This is a genomic window from Chryseobacterium binzhouense, from assembly GCF_007474545.1.
Classification (GTDB): domain Bacteria; phylum Bacteroidota; class Bacteroidia; order Flavobacteriales; family Weeksellaceae; genus Chryseobacterium; species Chryseobacterium binzhouense.
Genome location: NZ_VKOG01000001.1, coordinates 1155057 through 1177526 on the forward strand (window position 1 = coordinate 1155057; position 22470 = coordinate 1177526).

20 protein-coding genes are annotated in these 22470 nt (G+C 34.7%); 13 read left to right on the forward strand and 7 right to left on the reverse strand.

Translation table 11 applies throughout. The annotated features are described in order from the left end of the window. Positions 1 to 46 precede the first annotated feature (46 nt). The 4 genes from FNE73_RS05280 (at position 47) to FNE73_RS05295 (ending at position 5067) form a co-directional block, all read left to right on the forward strand. The gene (locus tag FNE73_RS05280; RefSeq protein WP_143883707.1) at positions 47 to 979 is read left to right on the forward strand and encodes a phytanoyl-CoA dioxygenase family protein; all 933 of its coding nucleotides are present in this window, start codon (positions 47 to 49) and stop codon (positions 977 to 979) included. A 36-nt stretch (positions 980 to 1015) separates the two neighbouring features. Continuing rightward, entirely contained in the window at positions 1016 to 1528 is a 513-nt protein-coding gene (locus tag FNE73_RS05285; protein WP_143883708.1) for a DUF7935 family protein, read from the forward strand. Between the two features lie 21 nt (positions 1529 to 1549). After that, positions 1550 to 2161 carry an inorganic pyrophosphatase gene (locus FNE73_RS05290; protein ID WP_143883709.1) on the forward strand — a complete coding sequence of 204 codons (612 nt, stop codon included), beginning with the start codon at positions 1550 to 1552 and terminating at the stop codon, positions 2159 to 2161. Between the two features lie 170 nt (positions 2162 to 2331). After that, positions 2332 to 5067 (forward strand): sodium-translocating pyrophosphatase, encoded by a 2736-nt coding sequence (locus FNE73_RS05295; RefSeq protein ID WP_143883710.1) that lies wholly within the window; start codon positions 2332 to 2334, stop codon positions 5065 to 5067. A gap of 49 nt (positions 5068 to 5116) precedes the next feature. Here the strand turns inward: FNE73_RS05295 and FNE73_RS05300 are convergent, their stop codons facing one another. Then, positions 5117 to 6256 carry an aminotransferase class I/II-fold pyridoxal phosphate-dependent enzyme gene (locus tag FNE73_RS05300; RefSeq protein ID WP_143883711.1) on the reverse strand — a complete coding sequence of 380 codons (1140 nt, stop codon included), beginning with the start codon at positions 6254 to 6256 and terminating at the stop codon, positions 5117 to 5119. A 127-nt stretch (positions 6257 to 6383) separates the two neighbouring features. On the opposite strand from FNE73_RS05300, the gene FNE73_RS05305 reads away from it, so the two are divergent. The 7 genes from FNE73_RS05305 (at position 6384) to purF (ending at position 12332) form a co-directional block, all read left to right on the forward strand. Continuing rightward, positions 6384 to 7436, forward strand: coding sequence for a M28 family metallopeptidase (locus FNE73_RS05305; protein ID WP_143883712.1), 1053 nt, complete (start codon positions 6384 to 6386; stop codon positions 7434 to 7436). Positions 7437 to 7457: 21 nt separating this feature from the next. Further along, positions 7458 to 7823, forward strand: a complete 366-nt coding sequence (locus FNE73_RS05310) for a VOC family protein (protein WP_143883825.1) — start codon at positions 7458 to 7460, stop codon at positions 7821 to 7823. Between the two features lie 7 nt (positions 7824 to 7830). Beyond that, positions 7831 to 8337 carry an endonuclease V gene (locus FNE73_RS05315; protein WP_143883713.1) on the forward strand — a complete coding sequence of 169 codons (507 nt, stop codon included), beginning with the start codon at positions 7831 to 7833 and terminating at the stop codon, positions 8335 to 8337. Between the two features lie 352 nt (positions 8338 to 8689). After that, positions 8690 to 9295, forward strand: coding sequence for a SatD family protein (locus FNE73_RS05320; RefSeq protein ID WP_143883714.1), 606 nt, complete (start codon positions 8690 to 8692; stop codon positions 9293 to 9295). A gap of 1 nt (position 9296) precedes the next feature. Beyond that, positions 9297 to 9992, forward strand: a complete 696-nt coding sequence (locus FNE73_RS05325) for a DUF3307 domain-containing protein (protein WP_143883715.1) — start codon at positions 9297 to 9299, stop codon at positions 9990 to 9992. Positions 9993 to 10022: 30 nt separating this feature from the next. Further along, on the forward strand, positions 10023 to 10742 hold the full coding sequence (gene purC / locus FNE73_RS05330; RefSeq protein WP_089741268.1) for a phosphoribosylaminoimidazolesuccinocarboxamide synthase: 720 nt from the start codon (positions 10023 to 10025) through the stop codon (positions 10740 to 10742). Between the two features lie 90 nt (positions 10743 to 10832). Further along, a complete protein-coding gene (gene purF, locus FNE73_RS05335; protein WP_143883716.1) occupies positions 10833 to 12332 on the forward strand; it encodes an amidophosphoribosyltransferase in 1500 nt (499 codons plus the stop codon). A gap of 89 nt (positions 12333 to 12421) precedes the next feature. On the opposite strand, the gene FNE73_RS05340 is transcribed toward purF, so the two are convergent. After that, positions 12422 to 13291 (reverse strand): mechanosensitive ion channel family protein, encoded by an 870-nt coding sequence (locus tag FNE73_RS05340; RefSeq protein WP_143883717.1) that lies wholly within the window; start codon positions 13289 to 13291, stop codon positions 12422 to 12424. A 93-nt stretch (positions 13292 to 13384) separates the two neighbouring features. On the opposite strand from FNE73_RS05340, the gene FNE73_RS05345 reads away from it, so the two are divergent. Beyond that, positions 13385 to 14020, forward strand: coding sequence for a peroxiredoxin (locus FNE73_RS05345; RefSeq protein ID WP_143883718.1), 636 nt, complete (start codon positions 13385 to 13387; stop codon positions 14018 to 14020). 106 nt (positions 14021 to 14126) lie between these two features. Here the strand turns inward: FNE73_RS05345 and FNE73_RS05350 are convergent, their stop codons facing one another. The 3 genes from FNE73_RS05350 to FNE73_RS05360 form a co-directional block, all read right to left on the reverse strand. After that, the gene (locus tag FNE73_RS05350) at positions 14127 to 14717 is read right to left on the reverse strand and encodes a porin family protein (protein WP_143883719.1); all 591 of its coding nucleotides are present in this window, start codon (positions 14715 to 14717) and stop codon (positions 14127 to 14129) included. Positions 14718 to 14878: 161 nt separating this feature from the next. Next, positions 14879 to 15394 carry a hypothetical protein gene (locus tag FNE73_RS05355; protein ID WP_143883720.1) on the reverse strand — a complete coding sequence of 172 codons (516 nt, stop codon included), beginning with the start codon at positions 15392 to 15394 and terminating at the stop codon, positions 14879 to 14881. Between the two features lie 78 nt (positions 15395 to 15472). After that, the gene (locus FNE73_RS05360; RefSeq protein ID WP_143883721.1) at positions 15473 to 17755 is read right to left on the reverse strand and encodes a TonB-dependent siderophore receptor; all 2283 of its coding nucleotides are present in this window, start codon (positions 17753 to 17755) and stop codon (positions 15473 to 15475) included. A 179-nt stretch (positions 17756 to 17934) separates the two neighbouring features. Between FNE73_RS05360 and FNE73_RS05365 the strand changes: the two genes are divergently transcribed. Continuing rightward, entirely contained in the window at positions 17935 to 18990 is a 1056-nt protein-coding gene (locus tag FNE73_RS05365; RefSeq protein WP_143883722.1) for a Gfo/Idh/MocA family oxidoreductase, read from the forward strand. Between the two features lie 121 nt (positions 18991 to 19111). Here FNE73_RS05365 and FNE73_RS05370 read toward each other — a convergent pair whose 3' ends face one another. Both FNE73_RS05370 and FNE73_RS05375 read right to left on the reverse strand, forming a co-directional pair. Beyond that, positions 19112 to 21004 carry an ABC-F family ATP-binding cassette domain-containing protein gene (locus FNE73_RS05370; RefSeq protein ID WP_143883723.1) on the reverse strand — a complete coding sequence of 631 codons (1893 nt, stop codon included), beginning with the start codon at positions 21002 to 21004 and terminating at the stop codon, positions 19112 to 19114. 144 nt (positions 21005 to 21148) lie between these two features. Next, positions 21149 to 22363, reverse strand: coding sequence for a cation:proton antiporter (locus FNE73_RS05375; RefSeq protein ID WP_143883724.1), 1215 nt, complete (start codon positions 22361 to 22363; stop codon positions 21149 to 21151). Between the last annotated feature and the right edge of the window lie 107 nt (positions 22364 to 22470).

A 22470-nucleotide genomic window follows, 5' to 3' on the forward strand; every position in this document is an offset into this window, starting at 1 on the left:
GTGAATATTATTTCCTACATTTATATCTGTTTTTGAATCATAGAAAATGCTTAATAAAATTCGTCAGTATAAGCTTCCTTACATCATCTATAATTTTTTCAACAAAAAAAAATTGGAACATAATATTCCGCTTTATAAAAAATACGGAATTGATAAAAGCTATTTTTCCAGCATTTCGAGCAAAGATTTTGCACACCTTCCACATCACGAAAGGAAGTTTGACGCTCAAAAACTTTATAATACAGAATTTTACAAAAATTTATCCGAAGAAAATAAGCTGAGCGCACAGGGTTTTGATGAAAACGGATTTTTGGTACTCAGGAATTATCTTTCACCTGAAACTGCGGATCAGATCAACAGCGAGATAGACCGGCTTCTGAAAGACGGAATCATTAAGTTCCGATATGCCGGAAAACTGATGTTTGTCATTCATCATTCTGAAATCTTAAAAAATATCGGAAATGATAAAAAACTACTCGAATTTTTATCTGTTTTAATGGACGGTGATGCTAAACTATTTCAGAGTATCAATTTTATCAACGGAAGCCAGCAGAAGACTCATTCAGACAGTATTCACATGACAACTTATCCTTTAGGCGGATTGTTGGGAGTTTGGATCGCTTTGGAAGATGTGGAGGAAAGCAATGGTGCATTACATTACATTCCTAAAAGTCATAAACTTCCCTATTTTTTGAATTCTGATTATGATAATGAAGGAACATCGCTTAAAATCGGTAAAAAAAGCTACAAAGCCTACGAAGAATTTCTTGAAGAAAAAGTAAAAGAGCTGGGACTGAAAAAAGAGGTTTTCAGAGCAAAAAAAGGAGATCTTTTGATATGGCATGCTAATATTTTACATGGCGGAGAACCCCATCTAGATAAAAACAGAACAAGGAAAAGCCTTGTTTACCACTATTTTGATGCAAAAAGTGTGTGTTATCATGAGGTTACCCAAAGACCTGCATTATTTGAGCTGTAAATTCATAAAATATTATTAATTTTGCATCCTTAAATTATGTCAGACTTCTCAGAGTATTTTCCGTATGCTGCGGCATTAGTTATTGCAATTCCTTTTTTGGTTTTGCTCAGACAGTTTGTTTATACTTACATTAATTTAAAAAATCAGGAATTAAAATTACTTTCCGTCAAGTCAAATTCTGAAAACAAGACTCATTCTTACGAAAGAATGACTTTATTTTTAGAAAGAATAAAACCATCCAATCTTATTCAGAAATTCGACAAAGATTTGGCGGTACACGAGTTTATTTTTCTTACTGAAAAAACCATCAGCGAAGAATTTGAATATAATGCGTCACAGCAGTTGTATATCACCAAAAATTCATGGCAGAATATTGTAGATTCTAAAAACGCTATTATTGATCTGCTGCACAAAACGTATGAAAGTCTGAATAACAATCCTGATCTTAATGAATTTAAAACTGTTTTCATTATGAATTATATGAATGAAAACGATTTTATCGGAGCAACGATTGAGGATTTAAGACGAGAAATTTTAATAATTGCCTAATTAAAAAAATAAATATAAATAATGATTCCAAATTTTAAAGCGCATCCATGGCACGGAATTTCTGCAGGGGAAGATTCGCCAAACATTGTTAATGTTTTTGTTGAAATTGTTCCTTCAGATACGATCAAATATGAAATTGATAAAGTAACAGGTTATCTTAAAGTTGACCGTCCGCAAAAGTTTTCAAACATTATTCCTGCATTATACGGGTTTGTACCGAGAACATACTGCCACAATGAAGTAATGAAACTTGCTATTGAAAGCGGTGCAAATGATGTAACAATGGGTGATCACGATCCATTGGATATCTGCGTTTTAAGCTCGCACAACATCCATGCAGGAGGGCTTTTGATGGAAGCTATTCCAATCGGCGGATTTAAAATGATTGACGGAGGTGAAGCAGATGATAAAATTGTAGCGGTAATGATCAACGATCATGCTTTTGGTCATTTCAGAGATATTTCTGAACTTCCGGCTGCTGAAGTTAACCGTCTGATGCACTATTTTCTTACATACAAAAACTTACCGGATGAGCCTGCAAAATGCAGAATTCAGGAAGTTTACGGAGCAGACCACGCCAAAAAAGTGATCGAAGCATCCAAAAGAGATTATTCAGAAAAATTCGGAGGTTAAGTTTATTTAAGATTTCGAAATTGTATATATGGCAGATGAGCAATCATCTGCTTTTTTTATGTAGTAAATTAAAAATTTAGCATTATTATTAATAAGTCATAAATTTTTAGAATGTTTTATGGAAATAATTGATTATATTTAAAAATATATTACCAAAAAAATATTAAACTATGAGCTTATTTATGTTAGTGCCAATTTTTGGCGTTATTGCATTACTTTACACTTTTCTTCAAAGCAACTGGGTGAGCCGGCAAAATGCTGGAAACGAAAAAATGAAGCAGATCAGCGGATATATTGCTGATGGCGCAATGGCTTTTTTAAAAGCTGAGTATAAAATTCTTACTTATTTTGTCATTATTGTTGCTATTCTTTTAGCATTTATGGGAATGAGCAATGCCAATTCTCACTGGAGTATTGGAGTTGCTTTTGTAATCGGAGCGGTATTTTCTGCTTTGGCAGGCTTTATCGGAATGAAGATCGCCACAAAAGCCAATGTACGAACAGCAGAAGCTGCAAAAACTTCTCTATCCAAAGCTTTGAAAGTTTCCTTCACAGGAGGCTCTGTAATGGGTATGGGAGTTGCTGGATTGGCAGTTCTGGGATTGGGAGCTTTATATTTGATTATTAAGCAGATTTTCGCACCCAATTCATCTGTAGATTCTCACGAAATGGAAAAGACGATAGAAATCCTTACCGGATTTTCCCTGGGAGCAGAATCTATTGCATTATTTGCAAGAGTTGGTGGAGGAATTTATACAAAAGCTGCCGATGTGGGTGCAGATTTGGTAGGAAAAGTTGAAGCAGGAATTCCAGAGGATGATCCTCGAAATCCTGCGACCATTGCAGATAATGTAGGTGATAATGTAGGTGATGTTGCAGGAATGGGTGCTGATTTGTTTGGTTCTTATGTAGCAACGGTTCTGGCAACAATGGTTTTAGGACGAGAAACGGTTTCTGTGGATGATTTCGGCGGATTTGCCCCAATCTTATTACCAATGCTTATTGCAGGAACAGGAATTTTGTTTTCTATTATCGGAACTTTTTTTGTTAAAATAAGTGATAACGAAGGTGCGTCTACTTCTAATGTACAGAATGCTCTTAATCTCGGAAATTGGAGCAGTATCATCATTACAGCAATTGCATCTTATTTTTTAGTGACTTATTTGTTACCGGAAAAAATGGTTCTCAGAGGGTTTGAATTTACTAAGAATGGAGTATTTGGAGCTATCATTGTGGGTCTGGTTGTAGGAACCTTAATGAGCATCATTACAGAATATTATACAGCGATGGGGAAAAGACCTGTTTCCAGTATCGTAAGACAATCTTCAACAGGTCATGCAACCAATATTATCGGTGGACTTTCCGTGGGTATGGAATCTACCTTTTTACCAATAATCGTTTTAGCAGGCGGAATTTATGGTTCGTATTTATGTGCCGGACTTTACGGAGTTGCTATCGCCGCAGCAGGAATGATGGCTACAACTGCAATGCAGCTTGCCATTGATGCATTCGGACCTATTGCAGACAACGCAGGTGGAATTGCTGAGATGAGCGAACTGCCAAAAGAAGTTCGTGAAAATACAGATATTCTGGATGCGGTAGGAAATACAACTGCAGCTTCTGGAAAAGGTTTTGCCATTGCTTCTGCAGCATTAACAGCATTGGCGTTGTTTGCAGCATTTGTCGGTATTGCAGGAATTGACGGAATTGATATTTACAAGGCAGATGTTTTGGCGGGACTTTTTGTAGGCGGAATGATTCCTTTTATTTTTTCTTCACTGGCTATTACAGCGGTTGGTCAGGCTGCGATGGCAATGGTAGAAGAAGTAAGAAGACAGTTCAGAGAAATTCCTGGAATTTTAGAAGGAAAAGGAGAACCCGAATACCAGAAATGTGTTGCTATTTCTACTGATGCTTCTATCAAAAAAATGATGCTTCCCGGAGCTATCGCTATTGCATCTCCATTATTGATAGGATTTATTTTCGGACCTGAAGTCTTAGGCGGATTTCTTGCCGGAGCAACGGTATCCGGAGTTTTGATGGGGATTTTTCAGAATAATGCGGGCGGAGCTTGGGATAATGCCAAAAAATCTTTTGAAAAGGGTGTTGACATTAACGGACAGACTTACTACAAAGGTTCTGAACCTCACAAAGCTTCTGTAACTGGTGATACAGTAGGTGATCCTTTCAAAGATACTTCAGGACCTTCTATGAATATTCTGATCAAATTAATGTCAATCGTTTCACTGGTTATTGCGCCTACTTTGGCAGTTTTACACAAAGATAAAATTGATGCCAACCGAAAAGCAAAAATAGAAAGCCTTACCGGAGTTAATTCAAATTCAATCATAAGTACGGAAAATGATAATTCTCAGGAAATGTCATCTCCTGAAATTATGAAAGGTCAGCTAAATGAATTTGGTGATTTTGTTTATGAAACAGGACAAATGAGAGACGTAAAACTCAGCAATGGCAATACAATTTCTTTAGGCGAAAACAGTCAGCTTTTCTATTTGAATAATAAATTGACTAAAAAGGATAAAGAATTGTTAAATCCTGAAAAATGGTTTACAATAGAAAATTTATATTTTGAAAGCGGATCAAGCGACTTAAGAGCAGGTTCGGAAAGTCATCTTAAAAATCTGGCAGAAATAATAAATGCTTATCCTGAATTAAGAATTAAACTGGGAGGCTACACCGATAATTCAGGAAGCGAAGAAACCAATCTGAAGCTTTCTAATTTACGAGCTCAAACAGCAAAACTCAAATTACTTGAAATGGGAATTGCGGGAGACAGAATAGAAGCAGAAGGTTATGGTTCACAGTTTCCTCTTTGTACGATGGATGAAAGTGATGAATGCCATGCTAAAAACAGACGTTTAGATGTACGGGTTTTAGCTTACTAAATAAAAAATAATTAATTATAAAGCACTGCTTATTGGCGGTGCTTTGTTTTTAAAGGTTTTTCCTGAGATGTTCTAATGCATGAATGATAAGTTCGTCTTTTTTTGCGAAGCTGAATCTTATATAGTCTGAATTTTGTCTGGAGGTGTAAAAAGCAGATAAGGGCAGACAGGAGACTTTCTTTTCTACCGTAAGCCATTTTGAAAACTCAATATCTGTCATTGTTTTATTCAAGTTTCTGAAATTTACAATCTGGAAAAAACCGCCTTCTGCCTGAGATTCAATTTGAAGCGGAGTTTCCTTAATTAGACTGATAAAGATATCTCTTTTATGCTGCAACATTTCCTGGTTTTCTTTAGGATCGAAAACTTTTAGGTATTGTGCAATGGCATACTGACACGGCGCATTGGTGCTGTAAGAGATATACTGCTGATAACTTCTGAAATTTTTGAGCAGATTCTCATTGGAAATAAGATAGCTTACTTTCCAGCCGGTTGCGTGAAACATTTTTCCAAAAGAAAAGATACAGAATGTTCTTTTTTTTAATTCGGGATGAAGAAACGAGCTGTAATGATCTACGGAATCATAACAGTAAAGATCATAAATTTCTTCTGAAATTAAATAAATTTCTCGGTTTTTAATCAATTCATAAAGCTGATTCCAGTCTTCTTTTTTCCAGATTTTTCCTGTAGGATTCTGAGGAGAGTTAACTATAATTGCTTTTGTTTTATCTGAAAAACATTTCTGTAATTTTTCCCAGTTTATACTAAAATCAGTTTCCAAATCATAATAAACAGGAATTCCGCCATTGATAACAATAGATGGTGCATAAGTATAATAAGAAGGCTGAATAACAACAACTTCGTCGCCAATATCTAAAATGGACTTTAAAGAAGTAAAAAGAGCAAATGTAGAGCAGGGCACAATATTAACCTCATTTCGATTAATGATTAAACTGTGCTTTCTTTTAGCATGAAGATTTATAATTCCCTCAATGAGCATTTCATTTCCTGCAAGTGATTCATAACTGTGCGAACAATCATCTGCAGCTTCTTTGAGATAGTTACGTAAACGTACATCTACTTCAAAATCGGGCAGCCCTAATGACAAATCATAACTTTGATGTCTCGAAGCGAGTTCAGACATCTCAGTGAAAAATGTAAAATCATTAAATCCGTAATTATTTACCATAGGCTTTATCAAATATATAAAAAAATAGTTTTGCTAATACAGCTAAAATATTTTTAGTATTTTTAAACCAATAATTCTTAATCTGCTATTTTTTATTCAAAGCAGTCGTTTTTAAACAAATATTTATATGAGAAAAATACTAATACCACTTTTATCTGTAGTTATTTTAAGCAGTTGTGGATCCGCAAACATTTCAGAAAGTACGAAAAAAACTGATGTTTCAAATTCAAGTAGTTTAAAAAATAATAAGGCTTTTAATTCTGCATATCAGCAAATTAAGATTGATAATTTGAAGAAAAACTTAACAGTAATTGCTTCTGATGAAATGGAGGGAAGAGACACCGGAAGTCCGGGGCAGAAAAAAGCGGGTGAGTATATGATCAACTTTTATAAAGATTTAGGTATTTCTTATCCTAAACAACTAGGTTCATATTACCAGAAAGTTCCGGCTTCATTTATGAAACAGAGAGGCGGCTGGAATTTGCCCGACTCAGAAAATATTCTTGCTTTTATTGAAGGAACTGAGAAACCGGAAGAAATTATTGTTATTTCTGCTCATTATGATCATGTAGGAAGTAAAAATGGTGTTGTTTATAACGGCGCAGACGACGATGGAAGCGGAACTGTTGCTGTGATGCAGATTGCAAAAGCTTTTCAGGCTGCTAAAAAAGCAGGAAACGGTCCTAAAAGATCAATTTTATTTCTTCATGTTACAGGAGAAGAACATGGGCTTTTCGGTTCTGAGTATTATGCAGATCATCCTGTTTTTCCATTAGCAAATACCGTTGCAGATCTCAATATTGATATGATTGGTCGTGATGATCCAGAAAACAGAGGCAAAAATTATGTCTATGTAATTGGTTCGGAAATGTTAAGCTCAGAACTGAAAGTAATCAATGAACAAGCTAATAAAGCAACGAATAATCTTGAGCTGAATTATAAGTATGATGATCCTAAAGATCCGGATAGATTATATTACAGGTCAGATCACTATAATTTTGCCAAAAACAATATTCCTGTTGCATTTTTCTTTGACGGAATTCATGAAGATTATCACAAACCTACTGATGATGTGGACAAAATAGATTTTTCTTTATTACAGAAAAGAACTCAGCTTGTTTTTGCTACTGCTTGGGAACTGGCAAACCGAAAAGATAGAATTGTGGTAGACAAAAAATAGATTTTACTAAGTCAGAAGATGATGAATCAGCAAATTAAATCAGTCCGTCCATTTATTGGAGCTAAAAACTTCACCGTCAGCAGAGAGTTTTATAAAGATTTAGGGTTTGAAGAAAATATTCTTCAGCCCAATCTTTCTGTTTTTAAAAAAGAAAATTTTGCCTTTTATCTACAGGATTATTATGCAAAAGAATGGATTGATAATACAATGATTTTTGTAGAAGTCGAAAATACTGATGATTTTTGGAAAGAATTATCTTCATTGAATTTGCAGGAGAAATACTCTGATGTAAAACTGGTTCCTGTGAGAATAATGGATTGGGGTAAAGAATGTTTTCTGCATGATCCTTCAGGTATTTTATGGCATTTCGGAGAATTTTTTAATTAATGATCATATGATTTACGCTTTCGATACGTATTATTATGACAATTTCGCTAAAACAGTCTGTATCGCTTTTGAAAATTGGAATTCTGAAAAGGAAACTTCTGTTTACTCAGAAAACATATCTATTACTGCTGATTATGAAAGTGGTGCGTTCTACAAAAGAGAATTGCCGTGTATTCTGCATTTATTGAAAAAAATTACTTTAAATGAAGGAGATGTGATAATTGTTGATGGCTATGTGAGCTTAAACTCAGAGGGCAAGTTAGGCTTGGGAGGTTACCTGTTTAAAGAACTTGATGAAAGATACCCTGTTGTTGGAGTTGCAAAAAATAAATTTTCGGAAGAAAATATCAACAGAGCAGAAGTTTTGCGAGGTGGAAGCAAAACACCTTTATATGTAACTGTTGCCGGAGCAGATATTTCAGAAATTCAAATAAAGATTCAGGAAATGCATGGTGAATTCCGAATCCCGTCACTTCTCAAAAAGCTGGATCAGCTAACCAGAGTCAGCCAATAAAAGAATCCGCTCTTTAGAAGCGGATCCAGTAGATAAATACATCTCATTTTTTAAATTAGACAACAACAAAAAAGCACAGCCGACGATGCTGTGCTTAAATTTTTATTTTAAATTTAATTGCAATTCCGGAATCGAAAAAAGCAAAATTTAGATACATTGGATTTGTTTTACATAGTAAATTTAGAGATAAATATTGATAAAATATGTAAACTGAATGTTAAAATTCACATTTTATCAACATAAAAATATGAATAATTATTTTTAAATATAAGTGAAATACATAATAAAAGATTATTATTAGCTTTTTAACTTATATTTTTTATTTATAAGTATTAATGATTATATTTGCAGAATGATTGCCGTCATCACCGGAGATATTATCAATTCGCAGCAGTCTGCGACAGAAGTATGGATTACCAGACTTAAAAACCTTCTCGAAAATTGGGGAAGCACTCCGCAAGCATGGGAAATTTACAGAGGTGATGAGTTTCAGCTGAAATGTAAAATAGACGATGTTTTCTGGTATTTCTTAGCCATAAAATCATTAATCAAGAGCCAGGAGAATTTAGATGTAAGAATTGCCATTGGCATCGGACATGAAAATTTTTCGTCCGAAAAAATCACAGAATCTAACGGCTCTGCGTATGTAAACTCGGGAAGACTTCTGAATGAACTTAAAAGTGACGGACATACTGTTTCAATAAAAACATCTAATGACCGTGTGGATCGTGATCTGAATATTCTATTGAAATGGGCATCCAAAGATTTTGATAACTGGACAATGGCTACTTCGGAAATTGTTCACGAAATGATCATGAATCCCAACAGTACACAGGAAGATTTAGCAAAAAAATTTAACATTTCACAGTCTTCTGTAAGTCAAAGGCTGAAACGCGCCAATTACGAACTCATTGTAGAGACTAATCAATATTTTAAAAAGAAAATTTCAGAACTGTAAAATGATTTTTGTTCAGCTCATATTGGCGCATTTACTTGGAGACTTTATTCTTCAGCCAAATTCATGGGTTGCAGAGAAAGAAAGCAAAAAGCTGAAAAGCAAATATTTATACCTTCATGTTCTCATTCACACGATTCTGAGTTTCATTTTCCTTTGGAATACCGAACTTTGGTGGATTGCCGTTTTGGTAGGGTTTTCACATTTTATTATTGATGCTGCAAAGCTGAGCTTCCAGACGGTAAAATCTAAAAAATCATGGTTCTTTATTGATCAGGCTTTGCATATTGCAGTGATTGCAGGAATTTCCTTTTATTTCAATGAATTTAATTTTGATTTTCTTAAAAATCAGGAGTTTTTAAAAATCATTATGGCAGCTTTGTTTTTAACGACACCGGCTTCCATTTTCATCAAGATATTATTGTCTTCGTGGACTCCGGTTTCCGAAACTCAAAACAATATACAGACTGAATCTTTATCAAGTGCCGGAAAATATATCGGGATTTTAGAACGATTATTGGTTTTCACCTTTATTGTAGTCAATCATTGGGAAGGCGTAGGTTTTATGATCGCTGCGAAATCTGTTTTCAGATTCAGTGATCTTGCTCAGGCAAAGCAGAGGAAGTTAACCGAATATGTTCTTATCGGAACTCTTTTAAGTTTCGGAATGGCAGTTTTAACAGGAATTTTAGTTAAGTAATATATCAATCTAATAAAAGTAATTGTAGAAATGGAAAAGAAAGAAATGTTGTACGAAGGTAAGGCAAAACAGGTTTTTGCAACCGATAATCCTAATGAAGTAGTGGTGCGTTTTAAAGACGATGCTACTGCATTCAATGCTCAGAAAAGAGGGTCTGTAGACCTTAAAGGAGAGATGAACAATGCGATCACCACTCTTATTTTTGAATATCTGAATGAAAAAGGGATTAAGACTCATTTCATTAAACAACTGAACGAAAGAGAGCAGTTGGTAAGAAAAGTATCTATCATTCCTTTGGAAATGGTGGTAAGAAACTATTCCGCTGGAAGCATGGCTCAGAGATTAGGAGTGGAAGAAGGAATAAAATCTCCGGTTACCATCTTCGATATCTGTTACAAAAAAGACGAATTGGGAGATCCGCTTATCAACGATCACCACGCAGTGTTCTTAGGTGCGGCAACGTATGAGGAACTTGATGAAATGTATGAATTAACTTCAGACATCAATGAAATCTTAATTGATCTTTTCGATAAAATGAACATCATCCTTGTAGATTTCAAAATTGAATTAGGGAAAACTGCAGATGGTGAAATTATTCTTGCTGACGAAATTTCTCCTGATACATGCAGGCTTTGGGACAAAGATACTATGAAGAAACTGGATAAAGACAGATTCAGAAGAGATCTTGGTGAAGTTACCGAAGCGTATGTTGAGATTTATAACAGATTGAAAGCTGTTCTTAACAAATAAATGTAGAGTAAGCAGATGTAAATTTATTTAACATAATATTTAAATTTACATCTAACTGAAGATCTACAAAAAATCTATATAGAAATAAAAATGAAAAGTTTAGACATTCATAAAAGTGAATATTTAAAACAATTTGAAACTCAAACCTACGGAAGAAATCTTTTCAGAACGCAGGAAGAAGAAAGATTAGACGCTCCCAACGAAGAGTGCGGTATATTCGGAATGTATTCTGATAATGATCTGGATACATTTTCTCTTTCACAGTTCGGGCTTTTTGCACTTCAGCACAGAGGGCAGGAAGCTTGTGGTATTTCTGTTCTTAAAAACGGAAGAATTACCAATATGAAAGATGAAGGTCTGGTTTTGGATGTTTATAAAGAGATCGCAGATCCTGAAACTTTTATGGGAAATTCTGCCATCGGCCACACCCGTTATACAACTGCAGGAGACAAAAAGAAATATAATTTCCAGCCTTTTTTTGCTAAAAACGAATATGATCAGATTATTCTTTCGATTGCTCATAACGGAAATTTAACCAATGCAAAAGAGCTGAAAGCTGAGCTTGAAGCTGAAGGTGTTGTGTTCAGAGCAACTTCCGATTCTGAAGTGATTTTAAGATTGATTCAGAAAAATCTTGATCTTGGGCTTCGCGGAGCGATCAAAGCGACAATGGAGAAGATTGAAGGAGCTTATTCTGTAGTCGGAATGACGAGAAACAAATTCTTTGCATTCAGAGATTTCAATGGAATCCGTCCTTTGGTTTTAGGAGCAATTAACGAAAATTCTTATGTGGTTGCTTCTGAATCTGTAGCGCTGGACGCTGTTGGAGCACAATACGTACGTGATATTTTACCGGGAGAAATTATTTATACCAATGAAAATGAGCCTGGAAAACTTCACTCCATTATGGTTGATGAAGCAAAAGCAAAACAAAGAATCTGTTCTTTTGAATATATTTATTTTGCAAGACCCGATTCTTCACTTGAAAACATCAATGTTTACGAGATCAGGGAAAAATCAGGAGAAAAAATCTGGCATCAGGCTCCTGTAGAAGCAGATGTTGTGATCGGTGTTCCGGATTCCGGAGTACCAGCTGCAATTGGTTTTTCCAAGGCTTCAGGAATTCCTTTCCGTCCGGTTTTAATTAAAAACAGATACATCGGAAGAAGTTTCATCGTACCGACTCAGGAAATGAGAGAAAGGGTAGTAAACCTTAAACTGAACCCGATTATTTCTGAAATTAAAGATAAAAGAGTGGTTATTATTGATGACTCCATCGTACGTGGAACTACTTCAAAAAGACTGGTTAAGATCCTGAAAGATGCAGGAGTGAAAGAAATTCATTTCAGAAGTGTTTCTCCACCGATTATTGCGCCCTGTTATTTAGGAATTGATACTCCTTCAAAAGACGATCTTATTTCTGCCAATATGACTACGGAAGAACTAAGAAAATATTTAGGAGTTGATTCTTTAGAATTTTTGAGTGTTGAAAATTTAAAAGAAATTTTAGGTTCTGCCAATCACTGCTTCGGATGTTTTACTGAAGAATATCCGGTGGGAAAAGGAGAGGAAGTGGAATTATTTAATTAAAAAGATCTCAAAGATCAGATATTCCTATAAAAAAAGTTTATTGAAATTGTTTCAATAAACTTTTTTGTTTGTTGTTCTTTTACATATAATTAATCATTCGCTTGTTTATCACCCACAATATTGATGCTTGTAGGAGTTACCAAAGGAATTTTGATTTCGTCTAATTTAGTTTTAATCTGTGATAAAGCATTACTTTTTACCTGAACTATATTGGCTCCAACAGCTAGCCAGAATTTTACCTGTAAAGTGAAATTTCCTTGTTTGTAATTAGTAAAATTCACCTCTGCTGTTTCGGGACGATCAGTATTTGGCAGATTTCTGATCACTTCTAAAATGCTGTTTTGTGCCTTATGGATATCTTCATCTGCCGGAATTTCAAAATCTAATATGATTCTTCTTTGCGGAGAAGCAGAGATGTTGTAGAAAGGTGCATTGAATATGACCTGATTGGGAATATATGCTTTTTTACCATCATCAGTAATAATTTTTGTTGTAAGAAAGCCAATATCCTGCACTGTTCCGGAATGATTTCCTATTGTGATATAATCGCCTGTTTTAAATGCTTTGTCTATACCAATCAGCATTCCTGAAAATATACTTGATACAAGATCTTTCAGGGCAACTCCTGCAATAACTCCTGCCACTCCAAGGCTTCCGATAAATTTCCATAAAAAGCTGCTGAATCCCATGATTTCCAATGCAACAAAAGTACCCAGAAGCATGATGATGAATCTGAAAATTCCGATAATAGTGACTACAGAACCTTCCTTTTTACTGTTAGGAAAAATTTTGTGCATAAGATTTACTGCAGCTTTACTCAGGTATTTGCTGAACATCAGAAAGAATGAAAAGACGATGATTCCGACTACCAGTTTCGGAGTAAATTGTGCAAATTTCACATACCAGTTCTCTAATACTCGGTAGACCATGTCAAAATAGCTGCGACTGGTTTTTTCCATATTTTTTTTTAACAAAAATATAAAATTCTTTAAAATTGTTTTGTTGGTTTCAGAAAGTCTATTAAATTTGTAGACTAATAAAAGCAAAATATTATGTCAATTAAATTAGGAGATACAGCACCGGATTTTCAGGCAGAATCCAGTTTGGGAATAATCAATTTTTATGATTACTTAGGAGATTCCTGGGGAATTTTATTTTCTCATCCTGCAGATTTTACACCTGTGTGCACTACGGAACTTGGTTTCACTTCAAAACTTCAGTCGGAATTTGAAAAAAAGAATACGAAAGTTATTGCATTAAGTGTAGATGGAGTAGAAGATCATAAAAAGTGGATTAAAGACATTAATGATACCCAAAATACGCAGGTACAATTTCCTATCATAGCAGACAAAGACCGGAAGATTTCTGAGCTTTATGATTTCATTCATCCTAATGCTTCAGCTACGGCAACCGTTCGTTCTCTTCTGATTATTGACCCGGAAAAAAAAGTAAGACTTATTATTACCTATCCAGCTTCTACAGGCAGAAATTTCAATGAAATCAGCAGGGTTTTAGATTCATTACAATTGGTAGATGAATATAAAGTGGCAACACCTGTTAACTGGACAGATGGTGATGATGTAATTATTCCACCTGCTGTTTCTACTGACGATGCAGAAAAGCTTTATCCAAAAGGTGTTAAAGAAATCAAACCTTATTTAAGATATACACCTCAGCCAAACAAATAGCAATTGTTTTTTTTATTTATTATATAGTTTAGTTTTAATTGAAAAAGCGGCTCGGAATAATTTCCGAACCGCTTTTGTTGTTTATTTAATAATAGTTTATTCAATATTATTGAGCATCGTTTGCTATTTGCTTAGCTTTTGATGTTGGGATAAAGATACTGAAACCTACATTAAAAGTAATATTAGAGTTTAAACCTTCATTACCAAAACCTGTTTGTCCTCTGTATTTTACCAAACCTTCCAAACCAATGTTCGGGGTGATAAAATAAGAATAACCAGGACCTACACCAAAGTCAAAACCTGTTGTAGAGTTTCCGTTTTCTACGCTGCGACCTCCTAAACCTGCATTAGCTTCGAAAAACCAACGACCATGATTTAATAAATTATCAACTCCTTTTTCACCTGGTGAAAGATAATATCTTCCTAAACCACCAACTCCGTAAATGAACTCAGTCGGGCTGCCGTTCGTAACTTTATTGATACCTAGATCTACATATCCACCGACAGCAACATTATCTTCAATGAAATATGCACCTCTTGGCTGAATCTGAATGTTATATCCACCTCCTGTATTCAATCCAAAATTACTTGAAATCAAGCTGCTTCCAACCATCCAGTTACCTCTTTGGATCTGTGCATTTGCTGTAGTAGCTAATCCTGCAACGGCTAATATTCCTGTAAGAATTAGTTTTTTCATAATTTATAATTTAATAATTAATGTTTACTATTTTGAATAAATTATGAAACACAATTAATGTGCCAAACCATCCTGTTATGAAGCTTTTTAATAAAAAACAGTCAATTTTGTCATAATATACTTATGTGGAAAATTGAAGTTATTTTTAATGATATGATAATTTAAATCAACAATAAAACCACAGCAGCAACAAGCCCTGCAACTGTGAATTTAATTCCACGTTTGAATGCTTTACTTTTTGGGTTAAACATCCAGAAGCTTGATATAACGAAGAAAAAGAGACAAATCCCGAAAAATGCATTTAGAGGCGAAAATCTATCTTTAGACTGAGATTTGTGAAGTTTTGCCATTTTATCCAAAATGAAAGGCAGCTCTTTTTTTGTGTATTTTGCTTCTCCTGTTACAGAGTTATAAGTTCCCTGTTTGAATTTAAGAATGGTTCCTTCTGTTTTTTCAACCTCAAAATTCTTAATTTTCAGTTCTTTACCAAGCGCTTTTTCATCAAGATTTTTTTCGATGATTTTTTCATATTTTTTTTCTTTTTTAAGAAAGTCGGTATCTCTGTAAATGAGCAAGACGCCACTTACAGCGTAAATTGTCATAATGCCTGCCATGAAATACCCCAGATATCGGTGGGTAATTCTCATGAAACTTCTTGTGTCTTTAATCTTATCCATGTATTGTTTTATTTCAAATAGTAAAAGTGGAAACCTCAAAATTCAGTTACCACTTTCCAATAATTTATCTTGTTGAACTTAGAGTTTATAGGTTAATGTAAAATAATAGTTTCTTGGTGCAATTGGGTTTACAGAATAATTTTCGTGTACATTGTAGTTTACTGTGTCAAAAAGATTACCCACTCTTGCCTGGATCATGAATTTTTTCCATTCATAAGCTGCTGATAGTGATACAGTAGTGTAGTCATCCAACTCAAAAACTCTGCTTATACCGTTTCTTTTTTGTAAGCTGTTGGCACCGGTTTTTGTGTCGTTCCATCCTGCAAGTCTGTCACCTATGTAATATATTCCGGCTCCAAATTTTAATCCGGGAACAAATTTTGTGAATTTATAAAATACAGATGCATTTGCTGTTGTAGCAGGAGTTCTTACTAATCTTTGGTTTTCAACATACCCAAACATTTCCGGAGTATCCAGATAAACAGAATGGTTATATGAAAAACCACCAATAATAGATAAATTTTCATTAGGATTCCCTGTAATATCCAGTTCAACACCTCGGCTTCTCATTTTTCCTGCAAAATCTTTTGTAAGACCTGTAGGATCTATAGGGTTGCCATTGTCATCCAATGCATTCTGGTAATAATTTCTGTAGAAAATCTGATAAACTGTCAGGTTAACTGCTAATGAATTATTCCAAAGATTTTTTTTGGCACCCACTTCGTACTGATCAATATTAGTAGGAGTAAGAGCTTCATTATTTCTTAGCTTACCAACATTGGCTGCAAACGAGTTGGTATATGTGGCAAATGCAGAAAAGTTATCATTAGGCATATACACGAAACCTAATTTTGGAGATATTGCCTGATCTGATGAAGCTGAATTATCTACCAGCTTTTTAACTTCTTTAGAATCAATATTTACCAAACCGTTTGTTACGGTTTTAAATGCAGTATTAATGGTAGGCATATTTTCAATATATGACCAACGTAATCCGGCAATTACTTTGAATTCTTTAGTTAGGCTGATAAAATCCTGAGCATAGACACCTATTCTTCTCGTATTGATTCTGTTTTTTTCTAATTTTTCTGATTCAGGCATATTTCCACCTATCCAGGATTCTGGGTTGTCAAGATAAAGCAGACCATTGCTGTTCCCATTGGTTCCGTAAAGATAACTTGTTCCGTAAGCACGTCTGGTGGTGGGATTATAGTAGCTGTAAGCGTCGGCTGTACCATAATCTGCATCAGTTCCGAATAATACTTTATGATTAATTTTTCCCGTATTAAACTCTCCATTCAGATTTACCTGTGCAGACGTATAGTTTTGTTCATTATAGGTTCTGTTCAATGGTCTCTTCCATGTCAGTCTGTCGCTTACATAGCCCCACTGAACTCTTTCTGTTGAAAAATAATCTTTTGTATAGTTCTGATAAGAAGCTGTAGCATTCAAAGTCCATCTTTCGCTGAACTGATGATTAAAAGTAATATTGGTAGTAGCCTGTTCTACATTTTGAAATTGCCAATCTGTTCCTAAAAACGAATTTCTTGGCAGAAGATTATTTAATTTAAAAGTATAACCATCTCGCTCGGTAATAGCTCCAATTCCAAAATCAGGAGTGAAATTATTCTTAAGATAATCAGCTTCAATGATTAATTGAGATTTTTCACTCAAATTAAAAAGAAAAGAAGGATTAAAATAATATTTTTCCGATTGTACTACATCTCTGAAACTTTCAGCATATTCATAGGTTCCATTAACTCTGAATGCTGCGTTTTTTGAAAGCGGACCATAAATATCAACCATTGGTTTATAAGAATTCCAGCTTCCGGCGTTCATTCCTACACTTCCTCCGAAATTAAATCTCGGTTTTTTAGTAATCATATTAATAACACCACCTGCAGCAGTATTTCCGTACAGCATTGCATTAGCACCTTTTAAAACTTCCACTCTTTCCAAGCCTGTTACTTCTGGAAAAACACCGCTGTTGACTCTGGAACCATTTTTGAAAATATTATCATTTCCTAAAATAAAACCTCTTCCTCCAAAGCTATCCTGTGAATTTCCTCTTGAGGAAGTTACATAAATACCATTTACATTCTGAAGAACATCACTTAGCTGTTTTGCCTGTTGCTGCTCAATGATTTCGTGAGTTACAATAGCGATCGGCTGAGGAGTTTCCATCATCGTAAGATTAGACTTTGTAGATAAAGGTCTCGCTTTGTTGGGGTTTCCTGTCTTATGAAGATTCACATCTTCAATAGTTTGAATTTTAAGGGTATCACTTTCAATATATTTCAGCTGCGCATCCAAAGAAATGGTTGCGAATATTAATCCTATTGTTGCAAGCTGCTTTTTCATGTTCGTTTTATTGTTATTTAGAGCGGTTTTAAATAGTACGCAAATGTAAATTATTATTTAGAATTAATAAAAACTATAAAATGATATTTATCATTAATTGGTTATTTAGAGAAGAGGATGTTTCCTGCTTTTATGAGGATTCAAAGGGAATTATAATATCTTTGTTAAAAATTTAGAGTATGCAATTAATTAAAGCAGGACTGTGTGCGTTTGGAATGAGCGGTAAAGTTTTTCATGCTCCGTTTTTGAAAGAACATCCTGGCTTCTTTATTTCAGCAATTGTTGAGAGGAATAAGGAAGAATCTAAGGAAAAATATCCTGATGCAACTATTTACCGCTCGGTGGAAGAGATGCTTAATCATGCAGATATTGATCTGGTTATCGTAAATACTCCCGTTCAGACACATTTTGATTTTGTTAAAAAAGCTTTACAAGCAGGGAAAAATGTTGTTGTTGAAAAACCTTTTACTGTAAATGCTGCTGAAGCTGAGGAATTATCGGAATTAGCCAAAGAAAAAGGTTTGTTTTTAAGTGTCTACCAAAACAGAAGATTTGACAGAGATTTTCTAAAGGTGAAAGAAATTTTGTCGGGCGGAAAGCTTGGAGAATTGAAGGAGGTAGAAATTCGTTTCGACAGATTTAGAACTGAAGCAGGAGGTAAAGAACATAAAGAAAGTCCGAAGCATAAAGGTTCTGGAACACTTCATGACTTAGGAGCACATCTTATAGATCAGGCAACTTTGTTTTTTGGGTTTCCTGATAAGATTTTTGCTGATGTTTTTTCGATGAAAGGGGAGAATTTTGCCAATGATTATTTTGAAATTTTACTCTATTATAAAAATCATTTTATCGTACGATTAAAATCAAGTACATTTTCTAAAGAAGCCCATTATGCTTACAGTCTTCATGGTTCCAAAGGCAGTTTTTTGCAGGAGCGAAGCGACAATCAGGAAAATGAACTGATTGCAGGAGCCATTCCTGTTTATGGAAAAGACTGGACAAAGCCTTTACAGCAACAGGATGGAATTCTCAATTTCGTTGATAAAAATCAGAAAACCGAGCGGATTCTCACATTAAGCGAGCCGGGAAACTATATGAACTATTATCAGCAGATTTACGAACATATTGTTTTTGGATACCCGCTTCCATCGCCAGCCGAAGAAATTATTCAGAATATGAAAATTATTGAAGCAGCGATAGAAAGTGCTAAAGAAGAAAAAGTGGTTTATTTATAAGGTTTTAGGGTTGGGATAATAAGAGAGTTTTGATTTATAGAAAAATAATTGATAAACAAACTCTTTTGGTCTAAAAAACAGCCTTTACGACTCTAAAACTCTCAAAAGCCCTTTATTTCAACTATGCTTCTCCTAAGATTTCCTGAAGTTCCAGCCATCTCATTTCGTGATTTTCAAGCTTTTCTGAAATTGTTTCGAGTTCTGCTGACAAACCTGCTATTTTTTCATAATCGGTTTCATTATTAAGCTTTTCTAAAATTTCAGCTCTGTTTTTTTCGAAATCCGGCATTTCCTTTTCAATTGTTTCTAGCTCTCGCTGCTCTTTGAAAGAAAGTTTCTTTTTTGCGGTAACAGGAGGATTGGTTGCAGGAAGTTTTTTTTCAGGAGTTTCGGTTTTATCCTCTGTTTTTTGATTTCCTGATTCAGTTTTTTTACTATCTCTGTATTCGGAAAAGTTTCCGGTAAAGTCTTTAATTTTTCCGTTGCCTTCAAACGCCAGAATATGATCTACGATTCTGTCCATAAAATAACGGTCGTGGGAAACGATAATCAAAGAACCCTGAAATTGCTGTAAAAAGTTTTCTAATACCGTTAAAGTAGGAAGATCCAGATCATTGGTAGGTTCGTCAAAAATCAAAAAGTTTGGATTCTGATACAGGATATACATCAGGTGCAGTCTTCTTTTTTCGCCTCCCGAAAGTTTGGAAATAGGAGAGTACTGCGTTTGGTCATCAAAAAGAAATAATCTTAAAAACTGCGATGCAGAAAGACTTTTTCCGTTGGCTAAAGGATAATGTTCTGCTACTTCTCTGATGAAATCAATCACTCTTTCATCTTCTTTATACTGAAGTCCTTTTTGTGAAAAATATCCAAAATGGATGGTTTCTCCGGTTTCGATTTCTCCGTTGTCAGCTTTTTCAAATCCCTGAATGATATTTAATAAAGTAGATTTCCCGGCTCCGTTTTTACCCACAATACCCACTTTTTCACCTCTCTGGAAAGAATAACTGAAGTCTTTCAACAAAACTTTGTCTCCAAAACTTTTATCAATATTTTTGAGCTCCAGGATTTTGTTTCCTAATCTTTTCATTTCAAAATCAAGTTCTAGACCTTGTTTCCTGGTATCAGTTTTAGCAACTTTTTCCGTTTCGTAGAAAGAATCAATTCGTGATTTTGACTTAGTGGTTCTGGCTTTCGGCTGTCTTCTCATCCATTCCAGTTCCTTTCTGTAAAGGTTGTTTGCTTTATCAATGGTGGCATTCAGATTATCTTCACGAATCATTTTATTCTCAAGATATGTTGCGTAAGCACCGTTATGAACATATAAGTTCTGATCTTCCATTTCCCAGATAGTATCACAAACACTGTCGAGAAAATAACGATCGTGAGTAACCAACAGTAATGTTATTTTTGCCTTATTCAGATAGTTTTCCAGCCATTCTACCATTTCAACGTCCAGGTGATTGGTTGGCTCATCCATAATCAATAGAGTATGGCGGTGTTCAGCTCTGGTCTCTGTTAAAAGTTTTGCCAAAGCTACACGTTTAATCTGTCCTCCTGAAAGATTTCCCATTTTGGCATTCAGGTCTGTAATTTTGAGCTGGGAAAGAATCTGTTTCATTTCGTTTTCCAGATCCCAGGCTTTATGCACTTCCATTTGTGCCAAAGCATTTTCTATAAAATCGGTATCAGTAGAATGCAGAGATTGATGATAGTTTTTCAGTGCCTGAATCGGTTCAGAATCCAGCGTCATCATATATTCATCAATGGTGAGCTGAGAATCAAAATCAATTTCCTGATCAAATAAAACTACCTGAATATCTTTGTTGATAATTACAGTTCCGCTGTCGGCAATTTCTTTACCCATCAAAATTTTAAGAAGAGTAGATTTTCCGCTGCCGTTTTTGGCAACAATGGCAATTTTATCCCCTTCATTGATATTAAAACCGATGTTTTTAAATAAAGTTTTTATTCCGTACGATTTGGTAAGATTCTCAGCAGCAACGTAATTCATCTGATATATAAATTTTGTGGCACAAAAGTACAAAATATAAAAATCTGCCGACAACAAAAAACATTTTAGTTTCGATTCGTTAGTGTTTAAATCTAACCTTAAAAATAATTATCCCGAAAAACAATATTAACTTATAATGAACGATCAATCTGCTTTTTTCATCGCAGCACTTGCGGTAAATCCGTGTATGGCAATAGAGAGAAGAATGGTAAATAAAACCAATGTCCATAATTCATTTTCATTTTCAAAATCAAATTTAGAAAGAGCAAAAGAGAGATAAAACACAGATCCCATTCCACGGATTCCGAAAAAACCGACTACAAGTTTATCCCGAAAATTGAGTGTGTTTTTTCTGAGTGCTATCCAGCCGAATAACGGACGTACTACCAGAAGAAATACAAGACCAAAACCTACTGTTTGCCATGTTATATTTTCTAAACTTCCCATCACCACACTTCCTCCAAGCAGAATAAGCAAAATACACAACAGAAGTCTTTCTATCTGATCAGTAAAAGAATGAAGCTCATCATGATATTCATGTTTTTTCTCGTAATGACGGAAGGTGACGGCACATACAAAGACCGAGATGAAGCCGTATCCTGAGATGAGTTCGGTACATCCATAAACTAAAAGTGTCGCAGCTACCGCAAGAAGTCCGTCACTGGTTTTCAGGAATTGGTATTTTTTTGCAGCATCAAATACTATATATCCCAGAGTTTTTCCTGCTATAAATCCGATAAGGAGTCCTATTCCTATACGGTAAATTACATCATACGTAAACCATTTGAAAAAGCTTACGTCATGCCCAGACATTGAAAAACCGATAACTACGGCAAGCCATGAAAAAGGAAATGCCACTCCATCATTAATTCCTGCTTCTGCTGTAAGAATAAATTTTGTCTTACTTGTATGTTTTTCATTGGGAGGTCCCACCTGTACATCAGATGCCAAAACGGGATCTGTAGGAGCCAGAACTGCTCCCAGTAAAACTGCTGAAGCCAAACCTAGACCTAATATATAATATCCTAAGAGAAATACAGCAGAAATACATAAAAGCATTGTTATAAAGACCAGCTTTAGCGGAGAAGACCAGTTTTTAAAAGAAAATTTCTGATCAATTTTTAATCCTGTGCCCATTAAGGAAATAATAACAATAAGCTCAGAAAGGTGAAGCGTAAAATCAAGATTATCTCCGGGAATGGGGTTGGGTAAATGTTGTGGAAAAAGTAAATAAATAAGACCTCCAAATAAGACGTAAAATACAGAATAAGAAATTCCTGTATATTGAGATAGTTTTGGCATCCAAACCATTAAAAATGCTGCAAGACCTGCAAAAGTTAATATTAATACATAATCCATCCTGTAATTGTAATCTGGTTTAAAACAATATTCCAAGCAAATTTTCAGCCACAATAAATAAAAATATTGATGATTGTATATTGAAAAACAAACTACATTATAATTTA

What these genes read in the sequence shown, in the direction of transcription:
- FNE73_RS05280 (WP_143883707.1), top strand. Translation starts at nt 47, where the DNA reads ATGCTTAATAAAATTCGTCAGTATAAGCTTCCTTACATCATCTATAAT.
- FNE73_RS05285 (WP_143883708.1), top strand. Translation starts at nt 1,016, where the DNA reads ATGTCAGACTTCTCAGAGTATTTTCCGTATGCTGCGGCATTAGTTATT.
- FNE73_RS05290 (WP_143883709.1), top strand. Translation starts at nt 1,550, where the DNA reads ATGATTCCAAATTTTAAAGCGCATCCATGGCACGGAATTTCTGCAGGG.
- FNE73_RS05295 (WP_143883710.1), top strand. Translation starts at nt 2,332, where the DNA reads ATGAGCTTATTTATGTTAGTGCCAATTTTTGGCGTTATTGCATTACTT.
- FNE73_RS05300 (WP_143883711.1), bottom strand. Translation starts at nt 6,256, where the DNA reads ATGGTAAATAATTACGGATTTAATGATTTTACATTTTTCACTGAGATG.
- FNE73_RS05305 (WP_143883712.1), top strand. Translation starts at nt 6,384, where the DNA reads ATGAGAAAAATACTAATACCACTTTTATCTGTAGTTATTTTAAGCAGT.
- FNE73_RS05310 (WP_143883825.1), top strand. Translation starts at nt 7,458, where the DNA reads ATGAATCAGCAAATTAAATCAGTCCGTCCATTTATTGGAGCTAAAAAC.
- FNE73_RS05315 (WP_143883713.1), top strand. Translation starts at nt 7,831, where the DNA reads ATGATTTACGCTTTCGATACGTATTATTATGACAATTTCGCTAAAACA.
- FNE73_RS05320 (WP_143883714.1), top strand. Translation starts at nt 8,690, where the DNA reads ATGATTGCCGTCATCACCGGAGATATTATCAATTCGCAGCAGTCTGCG.
- FNE73_RS05325 (WP_143883715.1), top strand. Translation starts at nt 9,297, where the DNA reads ATGATTTTTGTTCAGCTCATATTGGCGCATTTACTTGGAGACTTTATT.
- purC (WP_089741268.1), top strand. Translation starts at nt 10,023, where the DNA reads ATGGAAAAGAAAGAAATGTTGTACGAAGGTAAGGCAAAACAGGTTTTT.
- purF (WP_143883716.1), top strand. Translation starts at nt 10,833, where the DNA reads ATGAAAAGTTTAGACATTCATAAAAGTGAATATTTAAAACAATTTGAA.
- FNE73_RS05340 (WP_143883717.1), bottom strand. Translation starts at nt 13,291, where the DNA reads ATGGAAAAAACCAGTCGCAGCTATTTTGACATGGTCTACCGAGTATTA.
- FNE73_RS05345 (WP_143883718.1), top strand. Translation starts at nt 13,385, where the DNA reads ATGTCAATTAAATTAGGAGATACAGCACCGGATTTTCAGGCAGAATCC.
- FNE73_RS05350 (WP_143883719.1), bottom strand. Translation starts at nt 14,717, where the DNA reads ATGAAAAAACTAATTCTTACAGGAATATTAGCCGTTGCAGGATTAGCT.
- FNE73_RS05355 (WP_143883720.1), bottom strand. Translation starts at nt 15,394, where the DNA reads ATGGATAAGATTAAAGACACAAGAAGTTTCATGAGAATTACCCACCGA.
- FNE73_RS05360 (WP_143883721.1), bottom strand. Translation starts at nt 17,755, where the DNA reads ATGAAAAAGCAGCTTGCAACAATAGGATTAATATTCGCAACCATTTCT.
- FNE73_RS05365 (WP_143883722.1), top strand. Translation starts at nt 17,935, where the DNA reads ATGCAATTAATTAAAGCAGGACTGTGTGCGTTTGGAATGAGCGGTAAA.
- FNE73_RS05370 (WP_143883723.1), bottom strand. Translation starts at nt 21,004, where the DNA reads ATGAATTACGTTGCTGCTGAGAATCTTACCAAATCGTACGGAATAAAA.
- FNE73_RS05375 (WP_143883724.1), bottom strand. Translation starts at nt 22,363, where the DNA reads ATGGATTATGTATTAATATTAACTTTTGCAGGTCTTGCAGCATTTTTA.